31 protein-coding genes and 1 rRNA gene are annotated in these 24,502 nt (G+C 56.7%); 23 read left to right on the top strand and 9 right to left on the bottom strand.

Features of this window, described 5'->3' with window-relative positions; all coding sequences use genetic code 11:
• The first annotated feature begins 99 nt into the window (after positions 1 to 99).
• The 5 genes from SE86_RS03410 to SE86_RS03390 all read left to right on the top strand — a co-directional run bounded on the left by SE86_RS03410 (position 100) and on the right by SE86_RS03390 (position 4,125).
• Entirely contained in the window at positions 100 to 1,356 is a 1,257-nt protein-coding gene (locus tag SE86_RS03410; RefSeq protein WP_117354286.1) for an ABC transporter substrate-binding protein, read from the top strand.
• On the top strand, positions 1,353 to 2,342 hold the full coding sequence (locus SE86_RS03405; protein WP_117354285.1) for an iron ABC transporter permease: 990 nt from the start codon (positions 1,353 to 1,355) through the stop codon (positions 2,340 to 2,342). The genes SE86_RS03410 and SE86_RS03405 overlap by 4 nt, the downstream gene beginning before the upstream one ends.
• A gap of 38 nt (positions 2,343 to 2,380) precedes the next feature.
• Entirely contained in the window at positions 2,381 to 3,061 is a 681-nt protein-coding gene (locus SE86_RS03400) for an ABC transporter ATP-binding protein (protein WP_148666759.1), read from the top strand.
• A gap of 73 nt (positions 3,062 to 3,134) precedes the next feature.
• Positions 3,135 to 3,770, top strand: a complete 636-nt coding sequence (locus SE86_RS03395; RefSeq protein WP_117354283.1) for a superoxide dismutase — start codon at positions 3,135 to 3,137, stop codon at positions 3,768 to 3,770.
• Between the two features lie 88 nt (positions 3,771 to 3,858).
• A complete protein-coding gene (locus tag SE86_RS03390; protein ID WP_117354282.1) occupies positions 3,859 to 4,125 on the top strand; it encodes a ferredoxin in 267 nt (88 codons plus the stop codon).
• A 70-nt stretch (positions 4,126 to 4,195) separates the two neighbouring features.
• Here SE86_RS03390 and SE86_RS03385 read toward each other — a convergent pair whose 3' ends face one another.
• Positions 4,196 to 4,735: a DUF1641 domain-containing protein gene (locus SE86_RS03385; RefSeq protein WP_117354281.1), complete on the bottom strand. Its 540-nt coding sequence runs from the start codon at positions 4,733 to 4,735 to the stop codon at positions 4,196 to 4,198.
• 187 nt (positions 4,736 to 4,922) lie between these two features.
• Between SE86_RS03385 and SE86_RS03380 the strand changes: the two genes are divergently transcribed.
• The 11 genes from SE86_RS03380 (at position 4,923) to SE86_RS03335 (ending at position 13,622) form a co-directional block, all read left to right on the top strand.
• The gene (locus tag SE86_RS03380) at positions 4,923 to 5,246 is read left to right on the top strand and encodes an MGMT family protein (protein WP_117354280.1); all 324 of its coding nucleotides are present in this window, start codon (positions 4,923 to 4,925) and stop codon (positions 5,244 to 5,246) included.
• Between the two features lie 49 nt (positions 5,247 to 5,295).
• Positions 5,296 to 6,504, top strand: coding sequence for an MFS transporter (locus SE86_RS03375; protein ID WP_117355091.1), 1,209 nt, complete (start codon positions 5,296 to 5,298; stop codon positions 6,502 to 6,504).
• Positions 6,505 to 6,551: 47 nt separating this feature from the next.
• Complete coding sequence (locus SE86_RS03370) at positions 6,552 to 7,187, top strand: TenA family protein (protein ID WP_117354279.1); 636 nt, start codon at positions 6,552 to 6,554, stop codon at positions 7,185 to 7,187.
• 72 nt (positions 7,188 to 7,259) lie between these two features.
• Positions 7,260 to 8,291 (top strand): NAD-binding protein, encoded by a 1,032-nt coding sequence (locus tag SE86_RS03365; RefSeq protein WP_211096710.1) that lies wholly within the window; start codon positions 7,260 to 7,262, stop codon positions 8,289 to 8,291.
• Positions 8,288 to 9,106 carry a hypothetical protein gene (locus tag SE86_RS03360; protein WP_117354277.1) on the top strand — a complete coding sequence of 273 codons (819 nt, stop codon included), beginning with the start codon at positions 8,288 to 8,290 and terminating at the stop codon, positions 9,104 to 9,106. Before SE86_RS03365 ends, SE86_RS03360 begins: the two co-directional genes overlap by 4 nt.
• Before the next feature lie 76 nt (positions 9,107 to 9,182).
• On the top strand, positions 9,183 to 9,827 hold the full coding sequence (locus SE86_RS07975) for a hypothetical protein (RefSeq protein ID WP_158543099.1): 645 nt from the start codon (positions 9,183 to 9,185) through the stop codon (positions 9,825 to 9,827).
• Positions 9,824 to 10,108: a winged helix-turn-helix domain-containing protein gene (locus tag SE86_RS03355; RefSeq protein WP_158543098.1), complete on the top strand. Its 285-nt coding sequence runs from the start codon at positions 9,824 to 9,826 to the stop codon at positions 10,106 to 10,108. The genes SE86_RS07975 and SE86_RS03355 overlap by 4 nt, the downstream gene beginning before the upstream one ends.
• A gap of 62 nt (positions 10,109 to 10,170) precedes the next feature.
• Positions 10,171 to 10,608: a hypothetical protein gene (locus SE86_RS03350; RefSeq protein ID WP_117354275.1), complete on the top strand. Its 438-nt coding sequence runs from the start codon at positions 10,171 to 10,173 to the stop codon at positions 10,606 to 10,608.
• 5 nt (positions 10,609 to 10,613) lie between these two features.
• A complete protein-coding gene (locus SE86_RS03345) occupies positions 10,614 to 11,663 on the top strand; it encodes a glycosyltransferase family 4 protein (RefSeq protein WP_117354274.1) in 1,050 nt (349 codons plus the stop codon).
• A 5-nt stretch (positions 11,664 to 11,668) separates the two neighbouring features.
• Positions 11,669 to 12,775 carry an MFS transporter gene (locus tag SE86_RS03340; RefSeq protein ID WP_117354273.1) on the top strand — a complete coding sequence of 369 codons (1,107 nt, stop codon included), beginning with the start codon at positions 11,669 to 11,671 and terminating at the stop codon, positions 12,773 to 12,775.
• A gap of 49 nt (positions 12,776 to 12,824) precedes the next feature.
• Positions 12,825 to 13,622 carry an inositol monophosphatase family protein gene (locus SE86_RS03335; protein ID WP_117354272.1) on the top strand — a complete coding sequence of 266 codons (798 nt, stop codon included), beginning with the start codon at positions 12,825 to 12,827 and terminating at the stop codon, positions 13,620 to 13,622.
• Here the strand turns inward: SE86_RS03335 and SE86_RS03330 are convergent.
• A complete protein-coding gene (locus SE86_RS03330; protein ID WP_117354271.1) occupies positions 13,570 to 14,682 on the bottom strand; it encodes a pelota family protein in 1,113 nt (370 codons plus the stop codon). The genes SE86_RS03335 and SE86_RS03330 overlap by 53 nt on opposite strands.
• Positions 14,683 to 14,756: 74 nt before the next feature.
• Between SE86_RS03330 and SE86_RS03325 the strand changes: the two genes are divergently transcribed.
• Positions 14,757 to 15,419 carry a V-type ATP synthase subunit D gene (locus tag SE86_RS03325; RefSeq protein ID WP_117354270.1) on the top strand — a complete coding sequence of 221 codons (663 nt, stop codon included), beginning with the start codon at positions 14,757 to 14,759 and terminating at the stop codon, positions 15,417 to 15,419.
• Here the strand turns inward: SE86_RS03325 and SE86_RS03320 are convergent.
• Complete coding sequence (locus SE86_RS03320) at positions 15,397 to 15,657, bottom strand: hypothetical protein (protein WP_117354269.1); 261 nt, start codon at positions 15,655 to 15,657, stop codon at positions 15,397 to 15,399. The two genes, SE86_RS03325 and SE86_RS03320, sit on opposite strands and share 23 nt — an antisense overlap.
• Before the next feature lie 109 nt (positions 15,658 to 15,766).
• Here SE86_RS03320 and SE86_RS03315 point away from each other — a divergent pair, with 109 nt between their 5' ends.
• Positions 15,767 to 16,582: a nicotinamide mononucleotide deamidase-related protein gene (locus tag SE86_RS03315; RefSeq protein WP_117354268.1), complete on the top strand. Its 816-nt coding sequence runs from the start codon at positions 15,767 to 15,769 to the stop codon at positions 16,580 to 16,582.
• A 1-nt stretch (position 16,583) separates the two neighbouring features.
• Entirely contained in the window at positions 16,584 to 16,754 is a 171-nt protein-coding gene (locus tag SE86_RS07895; protein WP_158543097.1) for a hypothetical protein, read from the top strand.
• Positions 16,755 to 16,852: 98 nt separating this feature from the next.
• Here the strand turns inward: SE86_RS07895 and rnhB are convergent, their stop codons facing one another.
• Both rnhB and SE86_RS03305 read right to left on the bottom strand, forming a co-directional pair.
• Entirely contained in the window at positions 16,853 to 17,524 is a 672-nt protein-coding gene (rnhB, locus tag SE86_RS03310) for a ribonuclease HII (protein WP_117354267.1), read from the bottom strand.
• Between the two features lie 33 nt (positions 17,525 to 17,557).
• Positions 17,558 to 18,034, bottom strand: coding sequence for an iron-sulfur cluster assembly protein (locus SE86_RS03305; protein ID WP_117354266.1), 477 nt, complete (start codon positions 18,032 to 18,034; stop codon positions 17,558 to 17,560).
• A gap of 297 nt (positions 18,035 to 18,331) precedes the next feature.
• On the opposite strand from SE86_RS03305, the gene SE86_RS03300 reads away from it, so the two are divergent.
• The 4 genes from SE86_RS03300 to SE86_RS08065 all read left to right on the top strand — a co-directional run bounded on the left by SE86_RS03300 (position 18,332) and on the right by SE86_RS08065 (position 21,152).
• A complete protein-coding gene (locus tag SE86_RS03300) occupies positions 18,332 to 19,321 on the top strand; it encodes a tRNA (guanine-N1)-methyltransferase (RefSeq protein ID WP_117354265.1) in 990 nt (329 codons plus the stop codon).
• A 91-nt stretch (positions 19,322 to 19,412) separates the two neighbouring features.
• Positions 19,413 to 19,514, top strand: a 5S ribosomal RNA gene (gene rrf, locus SE86_RS03295).
• Positions 19,515 to 19,638: 124 nt separating this feature from the next.
• Positions 19,639 to 20,583: an ABC transporter ATP-binding protein gene (locus SE86_RS03290; RefSeq protein ID WP_117354264.1), complete on the top strand. Its 945-nt coding sequence runs from the start codon at positions 19,639 to 19,641 to the stop codon at positions 20,581 to 20,583.
• A gap of 167 nt (positions 20,584 to 20,750) precedes the next feature.
• Complete coding sequence (locus SE86_RS08065) at positions 20,751 to 21,152, top strand: hypothetical protein (RefSeq protein WP_179948723.1); 402 nt, start codon at positions 20,751 to 20,753, stop codon at positions 21,150 to 21,152.
• Here the strand turns inward: SE86_RS08065 and SE86_RS03280 are convergent.
• Genes SE86_RS03280 through radA form a run of 4 tightly spaced genes read right to left on the bottom strand, consistent with a single transcriptional unit; the run spans position 21,149 to position 24,342 of the window.
• The gene (locus tag SE86_RS03280) at positions 21,149 to 22,201 is read right to left on the bottom strand and encodes a DHHA1 domain-containing protein (RefSeq protein ID WP_117354263.1); all 1,053 of its coding nucleotides are present in this window, start codon (positions 22,199 to 22,201) and stop codon (positions 21,149 to 21,151) included. The two genes, SE86_RS08065 and SE86_RS03280, sit on opposite strands and share 4 nt — an antisense overlap.
• Complete coding sequence (locus SE86_RS03275) at positions 22,179 to 22,721, bottom strand: HIT domain-containing protein (RefSeq protein WP_117354262.1); 543 nt, start codon at positions 22,719 to 22,721, stop codon at positions 22,179 to 22,181. Before SE86_RS03275 ends, SE86_RS03280 begins: the two co-directional genes overlap by 23 nt.
• A complete protein-coding gene (locus tag SE86_RS03270; protein ID WP_117354261.1) occupies positions 22,722 to 23,360 on the bottom strand; it encodes a prepilin peptidase in 639 nt (212 codons plus the stop codon). It lies immediately after the preceding gene.
• Positions 23,361 to 23,364: 4 nt separating this feature from the next.
• Positions 23,365 to 24,342, bottom strand: coding sequence for a DNA repair and recombination protein RadA (radA, locus tag SE86_RS03265; protein WP_117354260.1), 978 nt, complete (start codon positions 24,340 to 24,342; stop codon positions 23,365 to 23,367).
• Between the last annotated feature and the right edge of the window lie 160 nt (positions 24,343 to 24,502).

Genomic DNA, 24,502 nt, shown 5'->3' with positions numbered 1-24,502 from the left:
TATGCCGCGGCAGCCGCCGTGGGCCTGTGGACTTGAGGCGATGTCAATAGATGCGGATTTAAACCCGTGCCTGGATACGGTATCCAGGTGTTGCCTGGGTTGAGGGACGCCAGAAGGTCTGTTGACGTGCCCGCGTCCGTTCTAGCCATAACGCTGGCTATAATGGTGGTGCTAGTAGCCCTTAGCGCCTACTCCCTGAGCGAGGTGCAGTCCATAAACAGGAGGCTGAGCTCTCTGAGCTCCTCGGTGTCAAACATAAACAACACTATAATGCCTGAAGTCTCAGCGAAGCTCGCCTATGAGAGCGAGGAGCTCGGCTCGCTTCTGTCTGGGCTGAACTCCAGCGTGAGCTATGAGGTGTCGAGGCTTAACAGCACGATAAAAGAGCTGAGCGTGTCCCTCAGGTTCCCAGTGGAGATTGTGGACGCCCTTAACGAGACGGTCTTCATACCCAGCGCGCCCACAAGGGTAGTGACCCTCGACCCAGCGGCCACGGAGGACGTCATAGCTGTTGGCGCCGCTGGCCAGCTCGTGGGCATTGACAACAATAGCCTCATCTACCTCCCGCCGCCCTTCAACTACACCGTTAACAAGCTGTACGAGAACGGCTCCATAAAGAACATAGGGAGCACCTACACCTCGCCTAGCATAGAGGCCATACTGTCTCTGAGGCCTGACCTTGTAATAGGCACGGCCGGGTGGGGCTATAACAACTATATAGCGTCGGTCCTAGGCCAGTACGGCATACCCGTGCTCCTCCTGCCCTCCTACAACTCCCTCAGCGACGTCTACGAGTCAATAATAATGGTCGGCGAGGCCACAGGGCACGTCCAACAGGCCGTGAGCACAGTGGAGAGGGACTCAGAGCTCATGGCCTCTTTGGAGTCGAGGCTTTCTAACTACAGCCCTGTGAGCGTGGCCCTTGTCAGCTGGATAAACCCGACCTATGTGACCGGCGGCGGCACGTTCCAGGACAGCATGATATCGCTTGCGGGCGGAGTTAACGTCTTTGAGAACTCCACAGGGTGGCCCGTGATAAGTGCCGAGGAGATGCTGAATTCAAACCCACAGGTCATAATAGTTATGAGCAACGGCGGCCTCTTCAACGAGACCAGCCTCATACAGTGGCTAAGCTCATCCATAGGGCCGGCGTATGAGAACATCAGCGCGATAAAGTACGGCAGGGTCTACGTGGTGGAGGGCTGGTACGAGAGCCTGCTAAGTGAGCCGGCGGTCCTACTACCGTACGGCGTGGAGCTGCTGGCTGAGGTGCTCCACCCCCAGGCGTTCAACATAACGCAGCCGCCGGGCGTCATATCACCGTCAACGCTCAGCCTGCCAGGTGCGACGTCTTGAAGGCAAGGGGTCTGACGTGGGCGCTGTTGCCGGCCCTGCTGCTAGCGGCGTGCCTGGCCTCGGTATCTGTGGGGCCCTACTCAAAGGTCGGCATAGTGCAAGTTTTTGAGGCCCTGTCGGGCCGTGGCGCTCCTAGCACGTACCTTTACATTCTGTCTTACAGGCTCATGAGGACTGCGGCCGCGATCGTCATTGGAGTTTCCCTAGCATCAGCCGGCGCCTCGCTCCAGTACACGCTGCGCAACCCCCTGGTCGACCCATACCTTGCTGGGGTGTCTTCAGGGGCCCTCCTGGGGGTCACCCTGATGATATACCTTGGGCATACGGGCTTCCTCGAGCTCTACGTCGCTGCCCTCGCCGGGGGCCTCGCGACCCTCGCGGCCGTCACGCTAATATCGTTGCTGGCTGGAGGCGGGGCCTCCACGTTTCTCATAACTGGAGTGGCAGCCTCCTACGTTCTGACAGGAGTCACAATGTTCCTCATGATAGGGTTGGGCCCTAAGCTGCCTGGGGCCCTTTACTGGATGTTTGGCAGCGTCGCCTTTGTCACAAGGCCCCTCCTGCTGAGGTCCGCGGCCGTAGCAGCACTGTCGATAGCTGGCATCGCTACGCTCACGAGGTACATAAACACGTTCATGCTGGGCGACGACGTCGCTAAAAGCCTTGGAGTTAGGACAGGCCTCCTTAGGACAACAGTCTTTGCCCTTGCATCGTCAGCCACCTCAGCAGTTGTGGCTATGTCGGGCCCTGTGGGCTTCATAGGCCTCGTCTCCCCGTGGCTCGCGAGGAGAGTTTATGGGAGCAGCTTCTCCCTGGCCCTGCCGGCGGCCGCCATGATAGGCGCGACCCTGGCCGTGGCCAGCGACATAGCTGCCAGGCTTATACTCTACCCATCAGAGGCCCCTCTTACTGCAGTCACAAGCGTCTTTGGGGCGCCGCTGCTGGTCTACATTCTCCTTAAGTCAAGGGGTGAGTCGCCCTGGTAAGGGTCTCCGTCAAGGGTCTAAGCTATTCAGTGGGCAGCATGAAGATATTGAATGATGTGAGCTTTGAGCATGAGGGCGGAACCCTGGTAGTGATAGGCCCCAACGGGTCAGGCAAGACTACGCTGCTCAGATCTATAGCTGGGCTGACCAGGTACAGCGGCGTGGTTGAGATAGAGGGCCTGAGCCCAGCAAGGTATAGGAACTACATGTCGTACGTCCCAGCCCAGCCGAGCCTGGACCCCATGGCTAGGGGCCTTGACATAGGGCTCGCCATGAACTACAGGTCGCCTGGGAACTTATGGAGGCAGCACTTCCGCGAGTGGCTTGCCACGTTTGGCGTTGAGGGCCTGACAAACAGGGCTATCTTTACTATGAGCAGCGGGGAGCAGAGGCTGCTCTTAATAGCGGCCGCGCTCTCGCGCACGCCAAGGCTGCTGCTCCTGGACGAGCCCACTGCATTCCTTGACATGACGAACCAGGCCAAGGTCATGAAGGTTCTTGCCGAGCTCTCGCGCTCCGGCGTCACGATTGTCATGGCAACGCACGACCTGCACTACGCCTCCCTGGCCGACAACGTGGCCGTCCTCAGCAAGGGCAGGCTAGTAGCCTTCGGCAGCCCGCGCGAGGTCCTAAACGAGGGCCTGCTAAGCAAGGTCTATAGCGTAAGCATAAAGAAGGTCAACGATGATCCTCCTTTGTTCCTGCCAGGGCTCTTTTAAAAAGATTTTCTAAATGAAAGCATGTGTATTAGTTTATATTTCACCTGGCCCCAGGCTTAGGCAGGCGAGAGAGATGGTATCTCTCAAGAGGTATGAGCTTCCGCCCCTTCCGTACAACTATGACGCACTTGAGCCCATAATAAGCTCTGAGACGCTGAAGTACCACCACGACAAGCACCACCTCGGCTACGTCAACGGCGCCAACGCTGCACTTGACAAGCTTGAGAAGTACCTCAACGGCCAGCTGACGGACATAGACATAAGGGCGGTGAGCAGGGACTTCGAGTTCAACTACGGCGGCCACCTGCTGCACACGCTCTACTGGCTCAACATGGCTCCCAAGGGCAAGGGCGGCGGCACGCCGGGAGGCGCCATAGCTGACGCCATAAACAAGCTCTTCGGCTCCTTCGACAAGTTCAAGACGCTGTTCGGCAACGCCGCCAAGAACGTCGAGGGCGTCGGATGGGCGCTGCTCGCCTACGACCCTGTGACAGGCGACCTCAGGATACTTCAGGTTGAGAAGCACAACAACGTCGTCACCGCTAACCTGCTGCCGCTGCTGGCCGTTGACGTGTTCGAGCACGCCTACTACATAGACTACAGGAACGACAGGGCCAAGTACGTTGACAGCTGGTGGGACCTGGTAAACTGGGACGACGTGGAGGCCAGGTACCAGAAGGCCCTGAACTCGCCTAAGCTCATAATTTAAGTTTTAAACGCTTTCTTTTTTAAAGTATTAGACCTTATGACACGGCTTTATAACTTTCTTCAGAAAAACTAGAACATGAGGCGAGAAAATGACAGTAAAAGTCTGGATTGAACCACGTGAGAACTGCATAGCCGACATGGTATGCGTGAGCCTATGCCCTGACGTATTCGAGATGAACGAGATTGATGGCAAGGCTGAGATAATCCCAAAGTGGAGGCCCGATCCAGATAACAAGCAGCAGGGGAGCAGAAGCGAGGGCACCACTCCTGACGATTTCCAGGACTGCATCGATGCGGCTGCTAATAGCTGCCCAACCCAGATAATTCATTACGAGGGCCCTAAAGGGTCGCACTAAGGCGGCTCTCCTCCTAAGGCTAAACCCGTAGGTCACCACAAGTGACCCGCTTATCATGAATGACTGGTTTTTATATAGTACCTGAAGGCTTGCCCTCTCCGCCCTGAGCTCCCCCGCTTAGGGCCCTCTCTGACGAGACCCTGACCGCAACGCCGAGGGCCTTAAGAAGTGACAGTATGACGCCCACGGCAAACGCTATGTCGGGGTCCGACATGGCCCTAAGCAGCGCCATAGGATCTGAGTATGATGATAATAGGTCAAGGCTCTTCCTAAAACCATCCGAGGTTCTCCTTATGACCTCCGCCACCCGCGGGTCGCCCAAAGTCTTGGAGAGCTCTAAGGTAACCTCGGATATTCCCCTCACAGAGACCACGAGGCCCTCGACTATCTTGTCCAACTCTTCAGGCGGCAGCTTACTCTTAAGGACCTTCGCTATCTCCTGTGAGGCTGAGAGGGCCCACTCCGCCAGCTCCTTCGATGGGCCGCTCTGGTCGCTCTGCTTGGCAAGCTCCTCCAGCGACGCTGGGAGGCCTACAAGCAGGGACGATACGAAGGAGCCCAAAGCGGCCCCGAGCACCTGGGCGGCCTTAAGCGCGTCGTTCTCGCTCAAAGTTGGGTCTCCCCGATACTTTAGCCAGCCTAGCTTTTAAAAGCGGTTGCACGCAATTAACCTCCTAAAGCTGACTTCAATCAAGGTGGCGGATCGTAGCCGTTAACTTCATAAAAAGGCTCAATTGCTCAAAAGCCTAAAGTTAACCTTCTTAAAGCCAACACGTCAGGGAGACCGGTGACAGCTGATGACGCAACGCGCTGTCGAAGAAATGGTGTACGAGGCCGTCAAGCGCATACCCAGAGGCAAGGTCACAACCTACGGGGCCATAGCTAAGGCCCTCGGCATATCGCCCAGGGCTGTGGCCAGGGCGCTCAGCAAGAACCCAAGGCCGATAGAGGTCCCATGTCACAGGGTAGTGATGTCAAACGGCAGGCTGGGCGGCTACTCCTTCGGCGGACCTGAGGCGAAGAGGAGGCTCCTGGAGTCTGAGGGCGTGAGATTTGACAAGTCGGGCAGGGTGCTGAAGGAGCACATAATTAGGGACCTGAGCATAGATAAAAATTTATAGTCTGCGCCCAATAATAGTAAGGTCGTCGACTAACAAGTAGGTGATATCTATGAGCGCGGCCAAGAGATCAACGTCGTTTGCAGTGATGGCTGCAGTGGTGACCCTAGCCACCTTTGGGGCCAGGGCCTCGAACAACATGATAGCGACAACCATTCCCCTTCTGGCGCATCACCTCTTCAACTTCAACGGCCTCGAGGTAGGGCTACTCGCCATGGCGTTCATGGGCAGCACCTTCATATCAACCAGCTTCATAAACGCAAGGCTGCCCGCGAGAAGCAGGAGGAGGTTCTTCATAGTATCAGCTGTGGCCTACGCCGTCCTCTTTCCGTTCTACTCAAAGTCCAACCCAATTACGATATGGGCGCTGGCCGTGGCCGCAGGGGCCGTGCTTGGGCCGATAATGCCTAATATAATGACATCGGCAGGCGCGATCAGCGACTCAAGGCAGAGGGAGAGGCTGCTCACGATATACACCCTTGCCCTTAGCACCTCCCTCCTCATCGGCCCTGCCATAGACTCTGTAATAGTTAAATACGTTGGACTCAAGGCCTCCTTTATCTTCTTTGAGCCCATAGCAGCCCTCGTTGCCGCCACTGCGCCCCTGGTCAGGTTCCCCGAGGAGGGGCGCCCTACCGATGGCTCGGCCAGGCCCAAGGTAACCTCAGTACTTACCAACAACGGGTTCATAGCCGCCTCGCTTAACAACCTGACGTACTCTGTTCCCTTCGCCTTCATAACGAGCTTCGCTGGCCTCTACGCTGAGTACAGGTTCCACGTAAGCAGCTCCTTGGCGCTTCTACTATACTCTCTTTTCTACACGACGTCATTCCTAGGCAGGCTCATACTAGCCGTAAGGCCGCCCTACAACATAGTGAGGCTCATGACGCTCTCCTCAACCCTCACGCTGATAGGTCTCGTAGCCGCCTGGGCCTCTCCTACCATATTGGTTTACATGGTTGCCCTGCTCATCCTTGGAATCCCGCACGGGCTTACGTACACTTTGAGCGTCATATCAATATCTAGGACCTTTGAGCCAAGGAGCCTCAACGCCGCTAACAGCTACTTCTTCTCAATAATGATGATTATCGGCTCTGGGCTGCCAGCCGCCCTTGGAGCTATGGTCACCGCCGCCGGCTACCAGGCCACAATACTAAGCATTGTGCCCATAGTGGCTGTTATCTTCGGCGCTACCATGTTCTTCGCCAGGAGGGCCTCAGCAGTGCTTATCAGGCCCCCCATGGCCGCTGAAGGCCCGTAGTCTAGCTTTTATATTACTACTTATTACAATAGTAAGCAGGGCTTAACTTGGCTAGGGCCTCCGAGGTTCTCAGGCAGTCGGCCGGGGACTTGTGGAACCAGTACGTGAGGAGCGAGTTTGTTAGGATGCTTTACGATGGAACTTTGCCAAGGGACGTGTTCAGGTACTACCTGATACAGGACTCTAAGTACGTGGCTGAGATGCAGAGGGCGGTCATAAGGGCGGCCTCCCAGGCGCCCCTGCAGGAGGCAGTTAAGGTTCTCCTGGCGGTCTTTGCTAATCCTGAGCGCGGGGCTGAGATACACTCAAAGCTTTTCAGTGAACTCAACATAAGCGAGGCCGAGGTAGGCTCGACAGGCATGAACCTGACGAACTACGCCTACACGAGACACCTTAATTACTATGCGTCCCTTGGCTGGCCCCAGTTCCTGGCAGCATGGGCCCCCTGCATGTGGGGTTACAGCGAGGTCGGCAGTTACGTGGCTAGCTCAAGAGACCCCCTTTACAGGGCCTGGGGAGACTTCTACGCATCTGATGACTACAACTCTCGCGTGAGGGCGTTGCTTGAAGTGCTTGACAATTATAACGTGACGCCGGAGATGCAGAGGGCCTTTGTCAACAGTGTCAGGTTCGAGATATCCTTCTGGGAGTCAGCCCTAAGGAAAGAGCCTACTATCTATTGAGCCCCGCGCAAGACTAATAAAGTTGCTGCCCCAGCTTTACATAAGGGTCTTATGGTAAGGACTCACAACAAGTTGCTGCTGGAAGTGCTTGAGGTACTCTTCGCCCCTTACTCTGTGCTCTCAAGACTCATGCCCCAGATGGCTGCCATTGCCATTATAATAGCTATAACTGCCTACGTATTCATGTACTTCCAGCACATCGATCTAGTGTCTGCAATATATGCATCTGTGGGTCTAGTGACTACCATAGGCCTCTACACCCCGCCATTAAATGCTATGCCCAGCTCTGAGAAGCTGTTCCTGACCGTGCTGGTCTTGGCCTCAGTAGCAACCTATACTACCATAGTAATGAATATAGTCTCAACTGTAACTAAGAGGACCGTGTGGATTGACGCCAGGGCCAGGTGGAGGGCCTCACACATGAAGGACCATGTAATAGTGCTTGGCGACATGCCTGAGGTGGCGACTGAGCTGGACAGGATGGGCATTGAGTACGTTATGGTTACAAATAACGAGTCCCTGGCCGCTAGCCTTCAGAACCACAAAGTAATAATAGGGAGCCCCACAAGCGAGAGGGAGCTAAGGGCAGCCGGGGTAGAGTCCGCGGCAGTTGTCATAATAGCCCTAGACAGCGACTCTGACTCGCTCACCGCCCTCATCAGGGTGAGGAGACTTAACCCGAAGGTCAGGACAGTAGTGATGATACATAACGAGGACCTCACTGACGTGTTCCTCGACTCTGGGGCAACACAGGTGGTTAGGCTCAAGAGGTTCATAGGGAGGGCCCTGGCAGGCATGGCGCTTTCAGGCAACCTTGGCGGCGTACTTCTAGAGTCCACCGAGGGCAGCAGCAAAGCGCTTCGCCAGGCGGGCTACGGCATTGGCTTCTTCAAGGTTGAGAAGAGCTCTAAATGTGACGGCATGGCCTTAAGGGAGCTGCCGAAGGGGGTCATACCCGTCCTGGTTGAGCGTAATGGCATCTTTACGCCATACTTCTCCACGGACTTCAAGCTCAAGGAGGGTGACGGCCTCGTAGTGCTGGGCGACCCAACGAAGTTCACCGGAATAAGGGAACTATGCTCTGCGGGCGGTGGGCCAGCTTGAGGGCGCTTATAGTATCCTCTCCAACACTAGATAAGGTGAGGCTTCCTAACGGCTTTGTCAGACTTCAGGCCGGAGGGCCCGCCCTTTACGCTGGCTTTGCCCTTACAGCTCTTGGATATGAGGTGTGCGCGCTGGGAACTTACGGCCGCCTGGTCAGCCATACTGTAAAGCTGGAGTCATCCCTTGGCATAAGGAGGCTCTGCTGCGAGGGCCGCGGCGAAGGTTATGTCTTTGCTCATTACTATGACTCCAAGTCACCAGTGAGGAGATCAGCCATAGAGAGCTTTTCCGGCCCGCTCACTGCCGATGACATTTACTCTGCCCTTAAGGAGTGCGACCCTGACCTTGTAATAATATCCCCCGTATACTCTGAAGCGCCTCCAGAGCTCCTAAACTCCAGCGGGCTCAGGGGCAGGAAGATAAGCGTTGACGTGCAGGGCTTCTCAAGGAGCCTAGGCGACGGGTGGTGGGAGAAGCTGAGCCCTGAGCATGTCTCCCTGGTTCACATCTCTAATGATGACGCGGTGGAGTCTGTCGCTGAGATCCTCGCGAGGATGTTCCCCAACGTCCTCTACACGGTAGGGCCTGGCGGCGCACTGATATACGTTGACGGCAAAGTTACTGCCGTGCCCTCGCCTCAGGGCAACGAGCTGCTTGAGGACAGGACCGGAGCGGGCGATGTGATGCTTGCGCTGGTCTCGCACAGGTTCCTCGTGCAAGGTCTACCTCTTGACGAGGCCTACCTCAGGTCTCAGGAGGACTTCCTTAAAATAATGAGAAAAGTTTCAAAGGTTAAGGTGCTTGGCCAGTCCTGACCTTGGACAGCCCCTTAGGTTATTTTTATACTTTTAAACTTGCCCCACTCAGCCAAATCATAGCGGGAGCCAGCCGATGTTACTTAATGACTTCATAACTCTGGGCGGCCTGCTAAGCCTGCTGAGCGGGGCAGTGGCCCTGGCCACGAGCTACATAGCCTTCGCCTACCAGCGCATGGTGAGGACATCGCCTCTTCAGTACATAAGCCTGGGCTTCCTGCTGCTTGGGGTCGGCCTAATAGTCCAGGGCTGGCTAAGCCTCTCCCTTGGCGTGGGCGTTGGAAACATCTACGAGGACGCCAGGCTGGCGTACATAGCTGGCGTCAGCTACCTTGTACTTCAGAACGTGGCGTACCTGGTCTTTGCGGTCGGCTATACAAAGGCCGCCTACTGGGGCGCCGCCGCGGCAGTGCTGCCTATAATGCCAAGGCAGCTGAGGGAGTACTTCCTGTTAGGTCACCTGGTCTTTGACGCCTCCCAGGTGCTGTCCATAACTATGCTCTCAATTGTCATCTTTGAGGGCGGGCTACTAGAGAGCAGAGGAGGCACGAGGCTCTCGAGGCTTATAATGCTGTCCTTTGGGGTCCTGCTGATATCACACATCACCATGCTTTACGCCTCTGCCGTCAGGAACCCGTACTACTACATATACGGGGAGCTACTGCAGTTCGTCTCCTTTGCCCTCATAGCGGCCTTCCTGCTGAGGTGGAGCAGGTATTGAGCAGGTCAAGCCCCAGGAGCAGGCTGAGGATATACTATGACGTGCTGAACAGCGTGGCTAACGAGGGGGGCAAGGCCAGGTTCTCCCACGTGCTCTCAAGCGCCAACCTGCCCTATGACAGGTTCCTTATGTACCTCTCTGAGCTGGAGGAGAAAGGCTTTATAATAGAGGAGAGGGGCGAGGACGGCAACTACTTAGTGCTAACCGAGAGGGGGGCGGCCTTCTACCGCGAGCTGAGGAGGATGAACTACTTCCTCAGGGGCTTTGGCCTGTCCCTTTGAGCGTGTACTCGGAGTACAAACCGCTTATTTATACTCAAAGGTTTATCTTACATGACGAAAACATGAACTCACTGAAGGACACGATAATAGTCTTCGGAGGGGGCAGCTACATAGGTTGGCCGATCACAGTGCACTTAATTATGACGACCAATGACGACGTTGCAATATTTGATAATATGCCTACAGGGGCCCCCGCGCACGCGGTGAGCTCCGACGGCCACATGCCATCAACAGCCGTGGCTGAGGGGCTCAATGCGTTCAGGGGGCATGCAGTCAGGGAAATCATGGCCTCCGAGCTTAGCTACGTGAGGGGCACTGAGAGAGCTGACGATGTCTTAGCCAAGCGCGGGCAGGGAGCCGAGTCGATGAAGGAGTCTATCTACCCCTATGCCAGGTGGAGGGACCCCTATATCTACAACGGACGCTGCTTCAGCCTGCCAAGGGATGTCGAGGGGCCGCTGACGGTAAACGATATTATGAGTTTGAAAGGCTTCGGGTGACCTCCTTGGAGGAGCTCAGGGTGCTCCTCCTGGCTGAGTATGATAGAAGGGTCGGGGGCCTCAGGAGAGGGCCCTCCCTAAGGCTTGCGAACCCGCCGCCTGGCGTAAGGTATTTCACGCTTCCTAGGACGTCAATATATGAGGCCCCCCTAAACTACAGCGAGGTGACTCCTAGTAACATTATTAGGAGCGCCGTGGTGCAGCTGACCAGGGCTCTGAGGCCCCCGGTAGGGGAGGGTTTTGATTTAGTCCACGACTTCTTCATGGACCTCACGCGCATCTCATCTCCTTGGGTCCACGAGAACGACGAGAGCCCTGGCCAGTACCTCAGCGAGTACTTCAACATGCCTGCTGCTGTCAGGTCTGCAATAGTGGGCACTATCATTGATAGGCTTAATGACGATAACTGCAGGGCCGTTATAACATGGTCTAAGTGGGCCTACGAGGGCTTCGTGAGGGACGGCGTGCCCGCCTCTAAAGTGTATGTGGTCCCCCCTCCGATGATGCTCGGCGAGAGGAGGCCCCACAGCACGGTCAACGTACTCCTGGTCGCCAGGGACCCGCTGAGGAAGGGCCTTGACGTTGCGCTTAAGGCTTTCGCGAGGACCCTTAAGTACCTCAAGGACGTAGTTTTGATAGTCATAGGCCCTGACGCCACAAGGATAGCCAAGGCCAGCGGCCTGAGGGGCCTGGTGGCCTTTAACAGGGTTGACGACTTTACCCTTCATAACGTTATAATGCCTGAGACGGACATCGTTCTGGCGCCCAGCAGGGCCGAGGCCTACAACTTAACAGTCCTCGAGGCCATGGCGCACGGCGCAGTCCCTATAGTTACTGACGTGGGCGCCCTGCCTGAGCTGGTGGGGGACGCCGGGATAGTAGTTGAAAGAGATGACGTGCTCTCCCTCTCGAACTCCCTTGAGAGGCTGGCAAGCGACGAGGGGCTCAGGAGTAAGCTCTCTGCCGCCGCACGCGAGGTCGTTAGGAGGGACCATGACCCAGAGGTGGTGGGGGAGAGACTCCTCAAGGTTTACATGTCCGCTCTCGAGGGCTGACGCCTTTGCTTCGCGGCGCCTCAAGCCTAGTAGTCTCCACAGCCTCCCTGAGGTTCGCCACGGCTCTTCTGCAGGCAACAGTGGCTATCTTCCTGGCTCTCTCCGGCTTCAGCGTGTCGATGATACCTTATGTAGTTATTGACCTTTGGGTCTCAACGGCCCTGGGGTCTCTCCTCGCCTCCTTAGCAGGGGGCACCAGGAGCGCCGTGGTGGCAGGCCTCTCCCTAATGGCAATAGGGCTCGCGATGCTCGCCCTACGCCCAGGGCTCTCTATCGTTGCCGTCGCCGCCGCCGGAGTCGGCTCTGGCATGGCTGGCTCTGTCCTTGCTCCATCACTCCACAGGCTCTCCTCCGGCGAGAGGCCCCTTGAGGGCGTTGCGACTTACTCCCTAGGGCTATCGCTCGGGCTCATAGCCGCGACCCTGACGTCGTCCCTCATGCCTAAGGGGTACCTCTGGCTCGCCTTTCTTATAGCGTCCATTATAGTACTTACCTCCCTCGCCCACTCCCTCCTGGCGCCAATCCACCCCAGGGCTAACCTTAGTGTCAGGCTCCCAGGGCCCAAGGACTTCGTAGGCCTCTTTAAGACCAGGAGGTTTGCCAACGCCTTCTACGTTAACCTACTCTACTCGACCATCTTCCCGCTTGTGCTCTCCTACTGGCCGCTCTACGCCGTTAAGGCCCTCGGCCTCAGCACGATGGAGGCATTCGGTTCCATGGCAGCCATGTTCTCGCTGTCTGCCATGCTAAGGTTTGCATCAGCTAAAGTCTCAAGAGTCAGAAGGGTTAAGCTGGTAGCCCTGGGCCTTCTTGTGGTATCCACGGTACTCCTCTCCACGGGGCTCTGGCCTCTTGCGCTAGCCGGCCTCCTGCTCTTCGCTGTCCCGCACGCGGTCGTCTACCCCGTCTCCCTTTACGAGAGCTTCGCATCGGCACCTGACGAAGAGGTCAAAGCAAATTACGTTATATCGATATCCTCAGGGGTCGGCGAAGTAATCTCGCCGTTCATAGCGTCGGTCGCAATAGCCCTAGGGGGCCTTCACGGCACCCTTTACTTGGCTGCGCTGCCCCTAGCCCTCGGGGCTACCATTATAGGGCTTGCCATCCGTTGAGCAACCCCAGTTAAAACCCTTGCCTCCACAGGTCGCAGGGAGAGAGTCCATGGAGAGGAGGGAGATTGAGGACCTCAGGTCGCTCGTAGTGAAGGTAGCCGAGGACGCGGCCAGGATGCTGAGGGAGGAGTGGTGCAGCGACTCAACTATGAGAGTAAGGGGGGAGACCATAAGGGCTGACCTTGAAGCTGAGAGGGCCATATACGAGGACCTGAGGTCCGAGGGCCTCAGCTTCAGGATGGTAAGCGAGGAGAGCGGAACCATGGGCGACGGGGAGTACACCTTCATAGTTGACCCCCTCGACGGTAGCCTTAACTATGAGAACTGCATACCTTGGTGCTCCGTATCTGTAGCTGTGATACCGCCAGGGGGCAAATCTATTAGCGACGCCGTGGCCGGGGCAGTTGCGCCAATAGGGTTCGGCAACACCGTATCGTTCGGCAGAGGCAAGGGGTGTTTTGAGGGCAGCGAGAGCGTGAGGCCGAAGGCCGAGGGGAGTAACCTGGTCTTCGTCTATGTGGAGAGGCCTGAGGAGACCACGAGGGTGGCCAGGGTCTTCACATACAGCCCCAACATCAAGGTTAGAAGCCTCGGCAGCTCCGCCCTTGAAATCTCGACCGTGGGGCTTGGCAGGGGCCTCGCCTTCATAGACCTAAGGGGCAAGCTCAGGAACGTTGACGTGGCCGCCGCTATAGGCATAGCGAGGGAGTGCGGCTCTGTGGCTGTAAACCTGAGCGGTCAGGACGTCGGCGGAGCCATAGACAGAGTGGCCGTTGTTGGCGACGTAATAGTTGTCAGGAGGGAGGCAGCTGCTGGCCTCCTGAAGGTTCTGTCTGGCCCTCCTTGACCTCCCTGGGGAGCCTGTAACGAAGTATAGCTATCGCTCCTCCCATTGAGGCGACCGTCTGCGAGGCCGGCGACTCGCTGCCTATAACCACGACCTCACCCCTCTTGGCCTCAACTTCCTCCACTATCTCCTGCGAGAGCTCCCTCTCCCTGTCATCTATCGAGTAGAGGAGGCTGTCAAGTATGACGAGTGACTTAACAGCCCCGAGGTCCGCAGCGCGCTTGACATCATCAAGGGTGTAGGCCACCGTTTCGCTGTCTGTTGAGAGAAGCCTCATGAACTCCTCAAGGAGCCCCTGGGCCCTCACGCTGCTCAGCTCACCAAGCGCCTCAACTACGCTCTGTCTCCTTATGACCTCGTAGACGCCCTCAGCGCCGCCTGAGGAAACAGTGTCCTCGATGATCCTCAGGCCAGGGGCCAGCGACCTGACCTTTGAGGACACCTCATCCTTAAGTGTAGTGGGGCCGGCAACAACGATGACGCTTGCCCCCTCCCTCGAGGACTCGCTGATGACCTCGTTTGCAACCCTGTTGATTAATTCTTCAACGTTAGCCTGCCTCCTCGGGTCGTCCTTGGAGCCCAGGGAGACGGCGTTCTCGTAGAGGAGCCTCAGACCTATGGGAGTAAGTATGGCTAAGGCGTAGCTGTCGTAGTCAATGGCAACGATAAGTGCCTTTCCCTTGGGGCCGCTCGACCTAAGCCTCTCGAGGGGCCTCTGCCCCCAGCCCTCCTCCCTAATTATGGTCAGCCTCTGGTTGAGGCCTATGTAGGCCGACTGGTGCTTTCCCTTGACTCCGAACCTGTCGGGTCCCTCCTCTATTAGGCCAAATACCCTCAGGGAGCCTGTGAAGGGCTGGAACTCGACGCTCTCAACCCTAAGCAGGACCTCTATGGGCTTCCTCTCCTTGCTCTTAGCGTCCCTGCCGCTGACGTCCCTTGTAACTACCGTTCTGACCAGGTCCCCCCTCCTTAGCGTGAGGGCCAGCGCCCAGAGGTCCTCCTCGCTCCTCGGCAGCACCTCTATGGCCTTTCCTTTTGAGTCCAGCGGTCTCAGCTCCACTTCGCATCCTGCAAGATATAGGTGTGGACAGAACTGTTTAAAGTCTAGTCAGATCTCGTAGGTGGGGGCGAAGCTTGGCAATAGACGTCAGAAGCACCCTGCCAACCAAGATTAACCTAATAAGGCTACGAAGGGAGTATGCCACTATAAAGAGAATTAGGAGGGTCCTTGAGGAGAAGAGGGACGTGTTGCTCCACTACATAAGGAGCGTTGCTGATGACTACAACAAGTACCAGAAGGAGGTCTACGGCACGCTTGAGGATATGTACACCAGTTTCTATCGCGGCGAGGCTGCTGAGGGCCCCCAGAGGACCTGGGCGTTCGCCTCCTCTGTCAAGGAGTCACTGAGGGTTAAGGCGGGGGTCACAGTGATCTTCACTGTGAGGGCCCCGGTCTTCCAGCTGCTACCGAGCACAATAGCGACCCCAGCAATACCCCCAGGGGCCTCGCCTGACCTTGTTGAGAGCTTTATCATGCTCAGGGAGGAGCTCCCAGCCATACTGAGGCTTGTCCAGTACGAGGAGACCATAAGGAGGCTCATAGAGGAGCTTAGGAGGACGCAGAGGCTCATAAACTCCCTTGACTATGTCGTGATCCCAAGCTACGAGAAGGCTATAAAGTTCATCTCGATGGTACTTGACGAGAGGGAGAGGGAGGACTTCGTCAGGCTGAAGCACCTCAAAAGAATGCTTGCCGCCACTAGGGAGGCTGTCGCTAAGGCAGCAGTGCCCCAATAATTATTAATGCTACAGCCATGCCTATCAACGCTGCCAGGAACCTGCCCGGCGTCATGTTACCCATGGCCTTAACTCCCTTTACTAGCAGCACGACGCCTCCCACAACTATTATCGCTAAGAGCATTGCAACTCCCACGAGCACTACGACATTGGTTGCAGAGCTGAGCCCTGAGACGTTGAAGTGACCGAATATCGCGTTAACCGCGTACTGCAGGGACTGTAAGGTCACCCAGCTCACCCAGGAACCCCCTTACTCTGGGCGAGGACTAGGAGGATCCCGCACAGTAATACTGGGCCAGCGCAACGCAGTTTTGCCTGGCAGAGCGAGCCTTCAAAGGGGAGTAGGCTTGGCGCTGGCGCAGGGACCTAAGGCGTGGCTCCTCACCATAGGCAACGAGATACTGATAGGCAGGGTAGTCAACACTAACGCATCATGGCTTGCTAGGAGGCTGACGTTCCTCGGCTTCAGCGTTGAGAGAATTATAGTGACGCCTGACGACCTGGAGGAGATTAGCGAGGAGCTCAGGAGGGCCATAGCGAGGAGGGTGAGGCTAGCCGTAACGACCGGTGGCCTGGGGCCCACATATGACGACAGGACCCTTGAGGCCGTCGCCCTGGCCTCCGGGCTTAAGCTGGTGCTCAACAAGGAGGCGTACGATATGGTCGCCAGGAAGTACAGCGAAGGCGGGCTCCAGATGTCCAAGGAGAGGGAGAAGATGGCCTACATGCCTGAGGGTGCCGTGCCGCTTAGGAACTCCGTGGGCACAGCCCCAGGCTCATGGCTTGTCGTGGGGGACACCATAATAGTATCGCTCCCGGGCGTTCCAAAGGAGATGGAGGCGATATTCGATGAGGAGGTCATGCCAAGGCTGCAGCCTTTTGCTCCGAGGCTTTCAGTTGTAGAGTGCGGCTTCAGAGTTGTAGGCGTTCCAGAGTCCTCGCTGGCCCCCTACGTTGAAGAGGCGGAGAGGAAGAACCCTGGCTGTTACGTCAAGAGCCACCCGAAGGGCATAGAGGTCGGGGCTCCCGTTCTTGAAATAAAGGTCCTGGCATCGGGGTCGAGCAGGGAGGAGGCGACGTCAAGGGCTCTCTCAGCCCTGGAGATGGTGAAGCGTGGGGCAAAGGAGCTCGGTGGAGAGATTAGCGAGGAAGGCTGTCCGTGACATGATAATAATAACCTTCTTAATAGCCATCGCTGGCGGCGCTTTAGTGGCCCTCAGCCCTCGCACTGGGAAGTCGCTTCTCTTTGTGGGTGTTGCAATAATGCTGGCGGCGCCTTGGATATCATACTTATTGATATTATGGACTTACAAGGAGAAGGTGATGAACGCCTAGCAAACCTTGCTACTCTGAGCTAAGGGCTTGGCTTTATGAGCGCACAGTTATATGCGGAGTTGCCATAACTTCAATAAAGTCGGCTTTTGCTGTGCAGATTAAGTCATGAAGTCCTCAAGGGTCCTCTTGTGGGCCTTAGTTTTGTTTACAAACGCCTCCGTGCCCCTCAGGGTCCCCCATGAGTACCTTATTATCGGGGGCCTCTCGCCTGAGGAGAGCACCTTCCTTACCCACTTCACTGTGAGGGGGTCTGACGGGTAGCCGCTGCCCTCAACCCCATACATGGACCTCAGAACCCCTATCCTGCGGTCCCTTATGACCTTAGCTATTATGCTGGCGGCCGAAACCGCAACATAATTAACGTCAGCCTTAGGCTCCACGACGAGCTTTCCCCTGAACCCCATGCGCCTCAGCTCCTCTGGGAGAGCCCTAAGCTCGCCGAACTTGTCTATGTAAATTGCTCTCACCTCCTGAGGCCTCACCCTCCTGAATATCAGGGAGATGGCGGTCGCCGCCGCCCTCTCCTCAAGCACGTTGATGTTCTCCCTGTCTATATCGGCCGGCCTGATCGGGACCACCGCAAAGACCCCAAGCCTAGTGAGCGGTGTATAGAGCCTCTCCCTCTGGGCCGGGGTGAGCTGCTTGCTGTCCCTGACGCCCATGTCGCGCAGGAGGCTCAGGCTGCCCTCCTCTATAGCGAAGGCCGCCAGAATTAGGTCCCCTACCAGGCTCCCTCGCCCGGCCTCGTCAACACCTATTATCCAGCTCAAGCCAATCCTTTAAGGGCAGCTCCTATGAGGGCTTTACGTTTTTCCTTGCTGGGCTGGCTGCTCAGAAGTCGACTGCTGGGCGGCCTGCTCCTCATTGAGCTGCTGATACCTCTGCTTCCAGTCCTCGACTACGTCGTAGCCGTAAACCTCCTTGAGGAGCTCCCTGCCCTCCTCGCTAACCATGTCTGGGCTCCACGGAGGCTCAAAGGTGATATCTATTTCAACGTCGTCCTCTTTTATGCCAGGCACCTTATCAAGTATTGCCTGCTGCACGTACCCCAGTATTGATCCCGTGACCGGGCAGCCCACTGCTGTTAACGTCATTAGGATCCTCACCTTAGGCCTGCCGCCCTCCCTCGTGGCCTCTATCTCATAGACGAGCCCAAGGTTGTAGACGTCGACTGGTATCTCCGGGTCATAGACCTCCTTCAGTGCGTTCTCGACGATCGTTATGAGGTCCGGGTCACCGCTGACCTTAAGGTTGGGCGGCCTGCTCTTAGTCTGAGACATTTCTTACCTCCTCCTTTCCTGCTGCTATATTTACAGGGAAATTTTTAAAGGAGTGTCAGAAGCGTTCATAAAACTCCACATGCTTTTTATAAAATATCTTAAAAAGCTACTCGGTCCCTGAGCATTTAGTGATTCTAGCAGCATTCTTTCGAGCCAGGGACTGCCGAGCTCCTGGAAGTACACCATAGTCAATCTTAAAGCGCCTGGTGCGCCCTCCAGGACAAATGGTGTCTGGCGACGGGGGGTAGGGAGCAGCGGGGCTGGGAGTCAAGGCCCTCAGAGGCGCTCCTTAAGCTAATGGATGCCTATGGCTACGATGCCCTAGGATCTAAGGAGTGGCTTGAGAGTGACAAGCTGTACAGGCTCGGCTTTCAGTACGCGGCTGTGGAGACCCTGGTTAGGGAGTACTTCATAGGGGAGGAGCCCTTCAAGGGCAAGAAGGCGTATGAGACTGAGTGGAAGGGCAAGCCCAAGTCAATAGTGTACGGGAGGGGCGACGTGAGCGCAGACGCGGTAATTGTTAGGAGGCCGTCCCCCACTGAAAAGACTATCCCCTGGAGGGCCCTACTTGACTACCTCCCCCAGCCGCCTCTCCCGCTCTTTGTAATAGACCTCAGCATGAAGTTCCTTCACACCCCCGAGGAGCTCTCAAAGCTTAGGCTTCAGCTGAGCGTGACCCTCTCCGTCATGAGGGAGTACCTCTGGGACGCCCACATGTCAGTGACAGGCACCGACGAGGAGACAGCCAAATGGATAAATGAGGTCATGGGCGTTAACAAGGTTGCAATAGTTAACGCGAGGCCAAGCGAGGTCCTCTGGGGGTACGACGCTGACAAGGTAATCATTCTGAGGCCTGACGCCTCCACGCCGCTAAAGGCTGACGACGTGATGACTGCCGACGCCTTCCTGTTGGGCGGCATAGTTGACAAGATACCAAGGCCAGGCCTCAGCAGGATGCTCGACAGCCTGGTCCCCTGGGGCGTGCCCAGGAGGATAGAGCTCAGGGGCTCAGTGATAGGCGTGCCTGAGCGCATAAACAGGATAGTTGAGATCCTCCTGAAGAGCCGCTACCTCTACGACGGCGACGTTGAGAAGGCGATAATAACAACTATGAGCAAGAAGGACAGGGTGGCTAGGGCCTACAGGGAGATCATGAAGTACACAAGCGAAAGGAAGGTCGACAGGGTTGGAGGCGACTTTTACGAGCAGCTCAGGTCCTGGCTTTCGCTCACCTACGACGAGTTCCTTGAGGCTGCAAGGCGCGCGCACGTGGAGGTAGCGAACTGAGCCAGGGCCCTAGCAGGCCTGTATTTATAGCAGCAAGCCATAAGGGCAACGCAAAACGCTTATTTACCCTTCAGGGCCAGCCATAAACTGCCGGCCCGGCCATAGTGGCCTGGCAACACCCGGACTCACCTCGAACCCGGAAGTTAAGCAGGCCGCGTTGGAGCGGGCGGTGAGGTCCGAAAGGCCTCGCAGCCCCTCCAAGCCGGGGCCGGCACTTCTGCCAAGTCTGGTATCATATCAAAATATGTCTCTACCTTAAAACAAGCCCTAACTTAATAAAATTAAAGCTGGAGGGCTCTTTGAAAGGGGTACCGCACTTGGGACTCTCGGTCAGGAGACTCGTCAAGAGCTTCGGCAAACATAGGGTCCTCGACAACATAGATTTAGATGTAAATGACGGTGAGCTCTTTGTTATACTCGGCTACTCGGGTTCCGGGAAGACTACGCTACTGAGGTGCATAGCAGGCCTTGAGAAGGTTGACTCAGGAAAGATAATTATAGATGATAAGGACGTCACTGACATGCCGCCAGGCAAGAGGTCCGTGTCCATGTTGTTTCAGAACTACGTACTCTACCCCCATAAGACCGTCCTCGAGAACATAATGATGCCTATAGAGAACGAGCGTGACGCCAGGAAGCGAGCCATAGAGATGGCTGACGAGCTTGGAATAAGGGACTTCCTCGAAAGATACCCCTCCCAGCTGTCAGGCGGACAGCAGCAGAGGGTGGCGCTCGCTAGGGCGTTGGTGAAGAGGCCGAGGGTTCTCCTGCTTGACGAGCCGCTGAGCAACATCGACGCGCCACAGAGGATCGCCGCCAGGAGGTTCATAAAGGACCTGCAGAGGAGGGAGAAGATAACTACCATTTACGTAACACATGACCAGATAGAGGCCATGGCCGAGGCTGACAGGATGGCCATAATGATGAATGGGAAGATACTTCAGGTTGGCACGCCAGAGGAGCTTTACTATGAGCCGGCCAACAAGTACGTGGCAGCCTTTATAGGTGACCCGCCCATGGCTGTTGTAGAAGGCTCCGCGTTTGGAATTAAGGGCTACATTGGCGTGAGGGCTGACGACGTCTCTATAGGCGATGGCCCCTATGAGGGGATCGTCGACACTGCTGAGTTCATAATGGGCAAGTACCTAGTTCACATAGTTGTAGGTGATGATATTGAAATTAGGGGGTACTCTAGCAGTAAGCCTAGGGAGGGCGAGAGGGTCAAGTTCAACATATTAAAGTACAAAATCTTTAGCGAGTGATGGTTTACCTGACCTCCTCCCTGCCCTAGAGGGGTGAGGCCCTCCGCCCCTTAGACCACCTACTGCGCGAGGGCTCAAGGCAGCTCATAGCCCTTGTCCCGCGTCCACGGCAGGTGCGACGGAACTCTTTTATAGTCGCATTTCAGCACAGACCCCAGGTGACTTCAGTGCCGGTTGAGCTCTCAAGCGTTGACGAGCTGGTCAAGGTCGCGCAGAAGGCAATAGAGTGCAGGGTCAAGAGGGTCACAAGGGACGGCAAGGCTAAGATAAAGGTCAGGACAAAGAGGTACCTCTACACCTACAAGGCAGACCCCGCCTCACTTAATGACGTGCTCTCAAAGCTCAACTGCAAGAAGGTAGTTGACGTTGATCAGGAGATAGCAGAGGAGAAGAAGAGGAGAGCTGAGGAGAGGAGGAAGGCCAAGGAGGAGAAGGCCAAGGCTGCCCAGCAGCAGGCGGCACAGCAGCCGGCTGCCCAGCAGGCACCGGAGCCCGCCCAGCAGGGAGGGGAGCAGAAGAAAGAGGAGAAGAAGGAGGAGGGCCAGGCGGCTGGCCAGGCCACGAGCTAAGCCATATATCCTTCTGCATGAACTGAGCTGCAGGCGTTGGTCTTAAGCGCCACGTCCAGGAGTCTCTCTGAGACGTACCTTGCCAACAGCCTTCTGCTGAAGACGCTCAGTATAGCGATGCCTAGCGGCAACCTCATTGAGGCCCCTGAGGCCCTTGGATGTCCTCCGCCGCCCAGGTAGCGGGCTACGACTTGAACGTTGGCGGCGCCCCTGCTCCTCAGCGATATGGACACCCTCCTGAAGCCCCTCCTCTTTATTAGGGCCGCCGCGCTGGCGCGCGCCCTTGATATGATCATGGAGCCCATTATGCTGTCTGACGGAAGGTCAAAGTCCCTGACGATGGCCGCTACTGCACACCCTCCGCCTCTTGAGGTGTAAAGCCCCTTGAGCTCCTTTGATGACCTCGAGAGCTCCTCAGCCAAGTAGTCGTTAAGCCTTGATTGTAGCTCCTCGTCCCAGAGGACGCCTGAGAAGAACTTCTTAACAAGAGTCTCCTTCCACTCCCCATTCTTAACGCCTGGAGGCGAGGTTGATGCCCTGAAGAGCTTCGGGGCCATTGGGTCATCCCACTTCCACAGGTCGGCGGCGCAGACGGCGCTCTCAAGCTTCCTTAGGAAGTCGTCAGCCTCAACCCCGTATAGCTTAGAGGCATACCTTATCACGACGCCGGCGCCGCACGTGCTCCTGTCTATGAAGAGCCTGGCGCCAGCCGAGAGGACCTTGTTTATGTCCTCCTCTGCCCACACGTGGTGGTCGTACCACTCTATGTTAAGGTCCTTGGAGCTGAAGGACCTGAGGGCCTCAAGCGCCCTGGGCGTCGACTCTAAGTTGTAGCCTATGTCCATAAAGGCCAGTGTCGAGCGGGGCTCCAGGTAAGGCGCCAGCCTCTCAACAGCCTGGTCAACGTTGTACGGCTCCGCAAACAGCACCGAGGCATCCTCTGGGCGCACGCCAACTATCCTCAGGTAAGAGGCCGCTGCCCCTACTCCATCCAGGTCGTTGTGTGTAATTATGAAAACCCTTCGGTCAGTCCTTGACCGTAACTCCATACTTCCTCGCCGCTTTCTCAAGCTCGGGCCTCAGCTTATCGTAGGTCTCCTCAAGGGTCTGTGATATCACCTTCGTCCCGCCTATCACAGTTATGAAGTTTGAGTCGCCCTTCCACCTTGGGACAACATGAACGTGCATGTGGCCAGGGACGCCGGCCCCGGCAACGTCGCCCACGTTAATGCCTATGTTAAAGCCCTCAGGCCTGTAGACGGCCCTGAGGGCCTCAAGGGAGGCCTTGAGGAGGAGGCCTATCTCCCTCATCTCGTCATCTCTCAGGTCCTCCGGCGAGGCCACATGCCTGTAGGGCGCTATCATCAGGTGTCCAGTGTTGTACGGGTACCTATTCAGTATCACAAAAGAGTGCCCGCCCCTCAGGACGACAAGTGACGCCCTGTCATCGCTGCCCTTGGCCGCCTCGCACAGGAAGCAGCCGCTATTCTGCTTGCCGGCCACGGTAGCTATGTATGCCATCCTCCATGGGGCCCAGAGGATCTCGTACCAAGACTTTGGCCAGTCCATCTAAGGCACCCTGAACAGCGTGAGCTCCAGTAGGAGGGCCAGGGGCAGGGCAATTAAAATAAACGTAACGAACGGCATGCCGGGCTCCAGGACGACCTCGCTGTCATTAGAGCAGGCCCTCGCTATGGCCTCCGAGGGGCTCTCGCTGACGGCAGAGGAGCCGACTGGAAACCACCACCTTGTCCTGTGCGCGTTGCCGCAGCTCAGGATAACTTTGAGGCCCTCCCACCTGCCCCCCAGCTGCCTAGCCTTAATGTACGCCACTATTGGCCTTGCCGCCACCTCGAGCAGCGATGCCAGGAGCACAATAAGCAGGGAGGGCGGCATAATGGAGCCAGGAGGAGGGGCCGGTATCATAAGGGCGATGGCCAGCGACGCCCAGACGTCGCCGGCGCCCATGAATCCAAGCGCCGCCGCTAGAGCCACCGCCGCCGGGGCCACCAGAGACTCAAGGTAAAACGCGGCGAGGAGCCTGAGCGGGTAGAGCCCGAGGTAGGCGATAAAGGATATGACGGCTACCACCTTTGCCCCAAGGTACCAAAGGTGCTCAGGGACAGACCTGTACTGCGCGTCAAGGACCGCAGGGTAGATGGCAACAGCGGCTGTCAGGGCCCAGGGGAGCCACAGAGGAGGGCCCAAAACGTCACTCCTCCTCTGCGTCCCTTATCCCATACTCCGTTATTGCAAATACCGTCTCCCCCTCGGGCAGATGCGGGGCGTCCACGATCCTAGCTATCCTCTTGTTGTTCCTGCTCTTCTTCAGCTGAACCCTTACGCCCGGCGCGTGGGCCACCACGTTACCTCCAACAGCAGCGGTCGGGTCGCCGTAGAACACGTCAGGCCTTGCCATTACCTGGTTCGTCACCACCACGGCTATGTCATAGACCTCGGCAAGCCTCATGAGCTGGTGCAGGTGCTTGTTGAGCAGCTGCTGCCTCGATGCCAGGTTCTCCCTGCCTGGGAACTCAGCCCTGAAGTGGCTGGTCAGAGAGTCGACAATTACAAGCCTCACGGGCTCCTTATCTATCATCTCGAAGAGCTGGTCCACTATTGCCATCTGGTGGTGGCTGTTGATAGCCCTTATCCAGTATATGTTATCCATAACCTTGTCAGGGTCAAGGCCGAGACCCCTGGCCATCTGATCTATCCTCTCCCACCTGAAGGTGCCTTCCGTGTCAATGTAAGCTGCCTTCCCGCTGAGGCCTCCCTTGTCCTCAGGTAACTGCACGTTCACCGCCAGCTGGTGGCATATCTGGGTCTTGCCAGTGCCGAACTCGCCGAAGAACTCCGTTATCTGTTTGGTCTCTATGCCGCCCCCCAACAGGTCGTCAAGGGCCTTGCTTCCAGTACTTATCTTCCTTACGGCCATCCTCTCCTTCTTCAGCTCCAGCGCAGTCTTGAAGTGTATGTCAAGGGCCTGCCTGGCTGACTCGACTATCTTCTGCGCCGTCTGAAGCGGTATACCGGTGGCCGCCGCTATCTCCTGGGGTGTGGCCACCGCTATGGCCTCAATCGTGGCGTACCCGCTCTCTACGAGCTTCTCCGCAGTTGTAGGCCCTACCCCTGGCAGCTCCGTTATGTCCTTGGGCTTCTTAGCCTGAGCCTCACTAGCCTCTGTCACTTTCGCTCTCCTAGGTAACTGGACAGTCCAGGCCCTATATTTCCAAGTAAGGCCCCTGGGAGGCCCTGCGCCCTTTATACTGAAGCCATTGTAATACTCTGCCCTACGACCCCCCTCGCTGTATGAGCACTTATGACAGCGGAAGTGATAACTATATAAT

This window comes from Acidilobus sp. 7A, from assembly GCF_003431325.1.
GTDB lineage: Archaea > Thermoproteota > Thermoprotei_A > Sulfolobales > Acidilobaceae > Acidilobus.
Note: the sequence above shows the minus strand (reverse complement) of the source record. Positions and strands in the feature narration are given on the sequence as shown.

Coding starts and splice junctions, on each gene's coding strand:
- SE86_RS03305 (WP_117354266.1), bottom strand. CDS start 18,034: ATGTCTCAGACTAAGAGCAGGCCGCCCAACCTTAAGGTCAGCGGTGAC.
- SE86_RS03280 (WP_117354263.1), bottom strand. CDS start 22,201: ATGGAGTTACGGTCAAGGACTGACCGAAGGGTTTTCATAATTACACAC.
- SE86_RS03395 (WP_117354283.1), top strand. CDS start 3,135: ATGGTATCTCTCAAGAGGTATGAGCTTCCGCCCCTTCCGTACAACTAT.
- SE86_RS07895 (WP_158543097.1), top strand. CDS start 16,584: ATGATAATAATAACCTTCTTAATAGCCATCGCTGGCGGCGCTTTAGTG.
- SE86_RS03400 (WP_148666759.1), top strand. CDS start 2,381: ATGAAGATATTGAATGATGTGAGCTTTGAGCATGAGGGCGGAACCCTG.
- SE86_RS03375 (WP_117355091.1), top strand. CDS start 5,296: ATGAGCGCGGCCAAGAGATCAACGTCGTTTGCAGTGATGGCTGCAGTG.
- SE86_RS03300 (WP_117354265.1), top strand. CDS start 18,332: ATGGATGCCTATGGCTACGATGCCCTAGGATCTAAGGAGTGGCTTGAG.
- SE86_RS03275 (WP_117354262.1), bottom strand. CDS start 22,721: ATGGACTGGCCAAAGTCTTGGTACGAGATCCTCTGGGCCCCATGGAGG.
- SE86_RS03380 (WP_117354280.1), top strand. CDS start 4,923: ATGACGCAACGCGCTGTCGAAGAAATGGTGTACGAGGCCGTCAAGCGC.
- SE86_RS03335 (WP_117354272.1), top strand. CDS start 12,825: ATGGAGAGGAGGGAGATTGAGGACCTCAGGTCGCTCGTAGTGAAGGTA.
- SE86_RS03350 (WP_117354275.1), top strand. CDS start 10,171: ATGAACTCACTGAAGGACACGATAATAGTCTTCGGAGGGGGCAGCTAC.
- SE86_RS03390 (WP_117354282.1), top strand. CDS start 3,859: ATGACAGTAAAAGTCTGGATTGAACCACGTGAGAACTGCATAGCCGAC.
- SE86_RS07975 (WP_158543099.1), top strand. CDS start 9,183: ATGTTACTTAATGACTTCATAACTCTGGGCGGCCTGCTAAGCCTGCTG.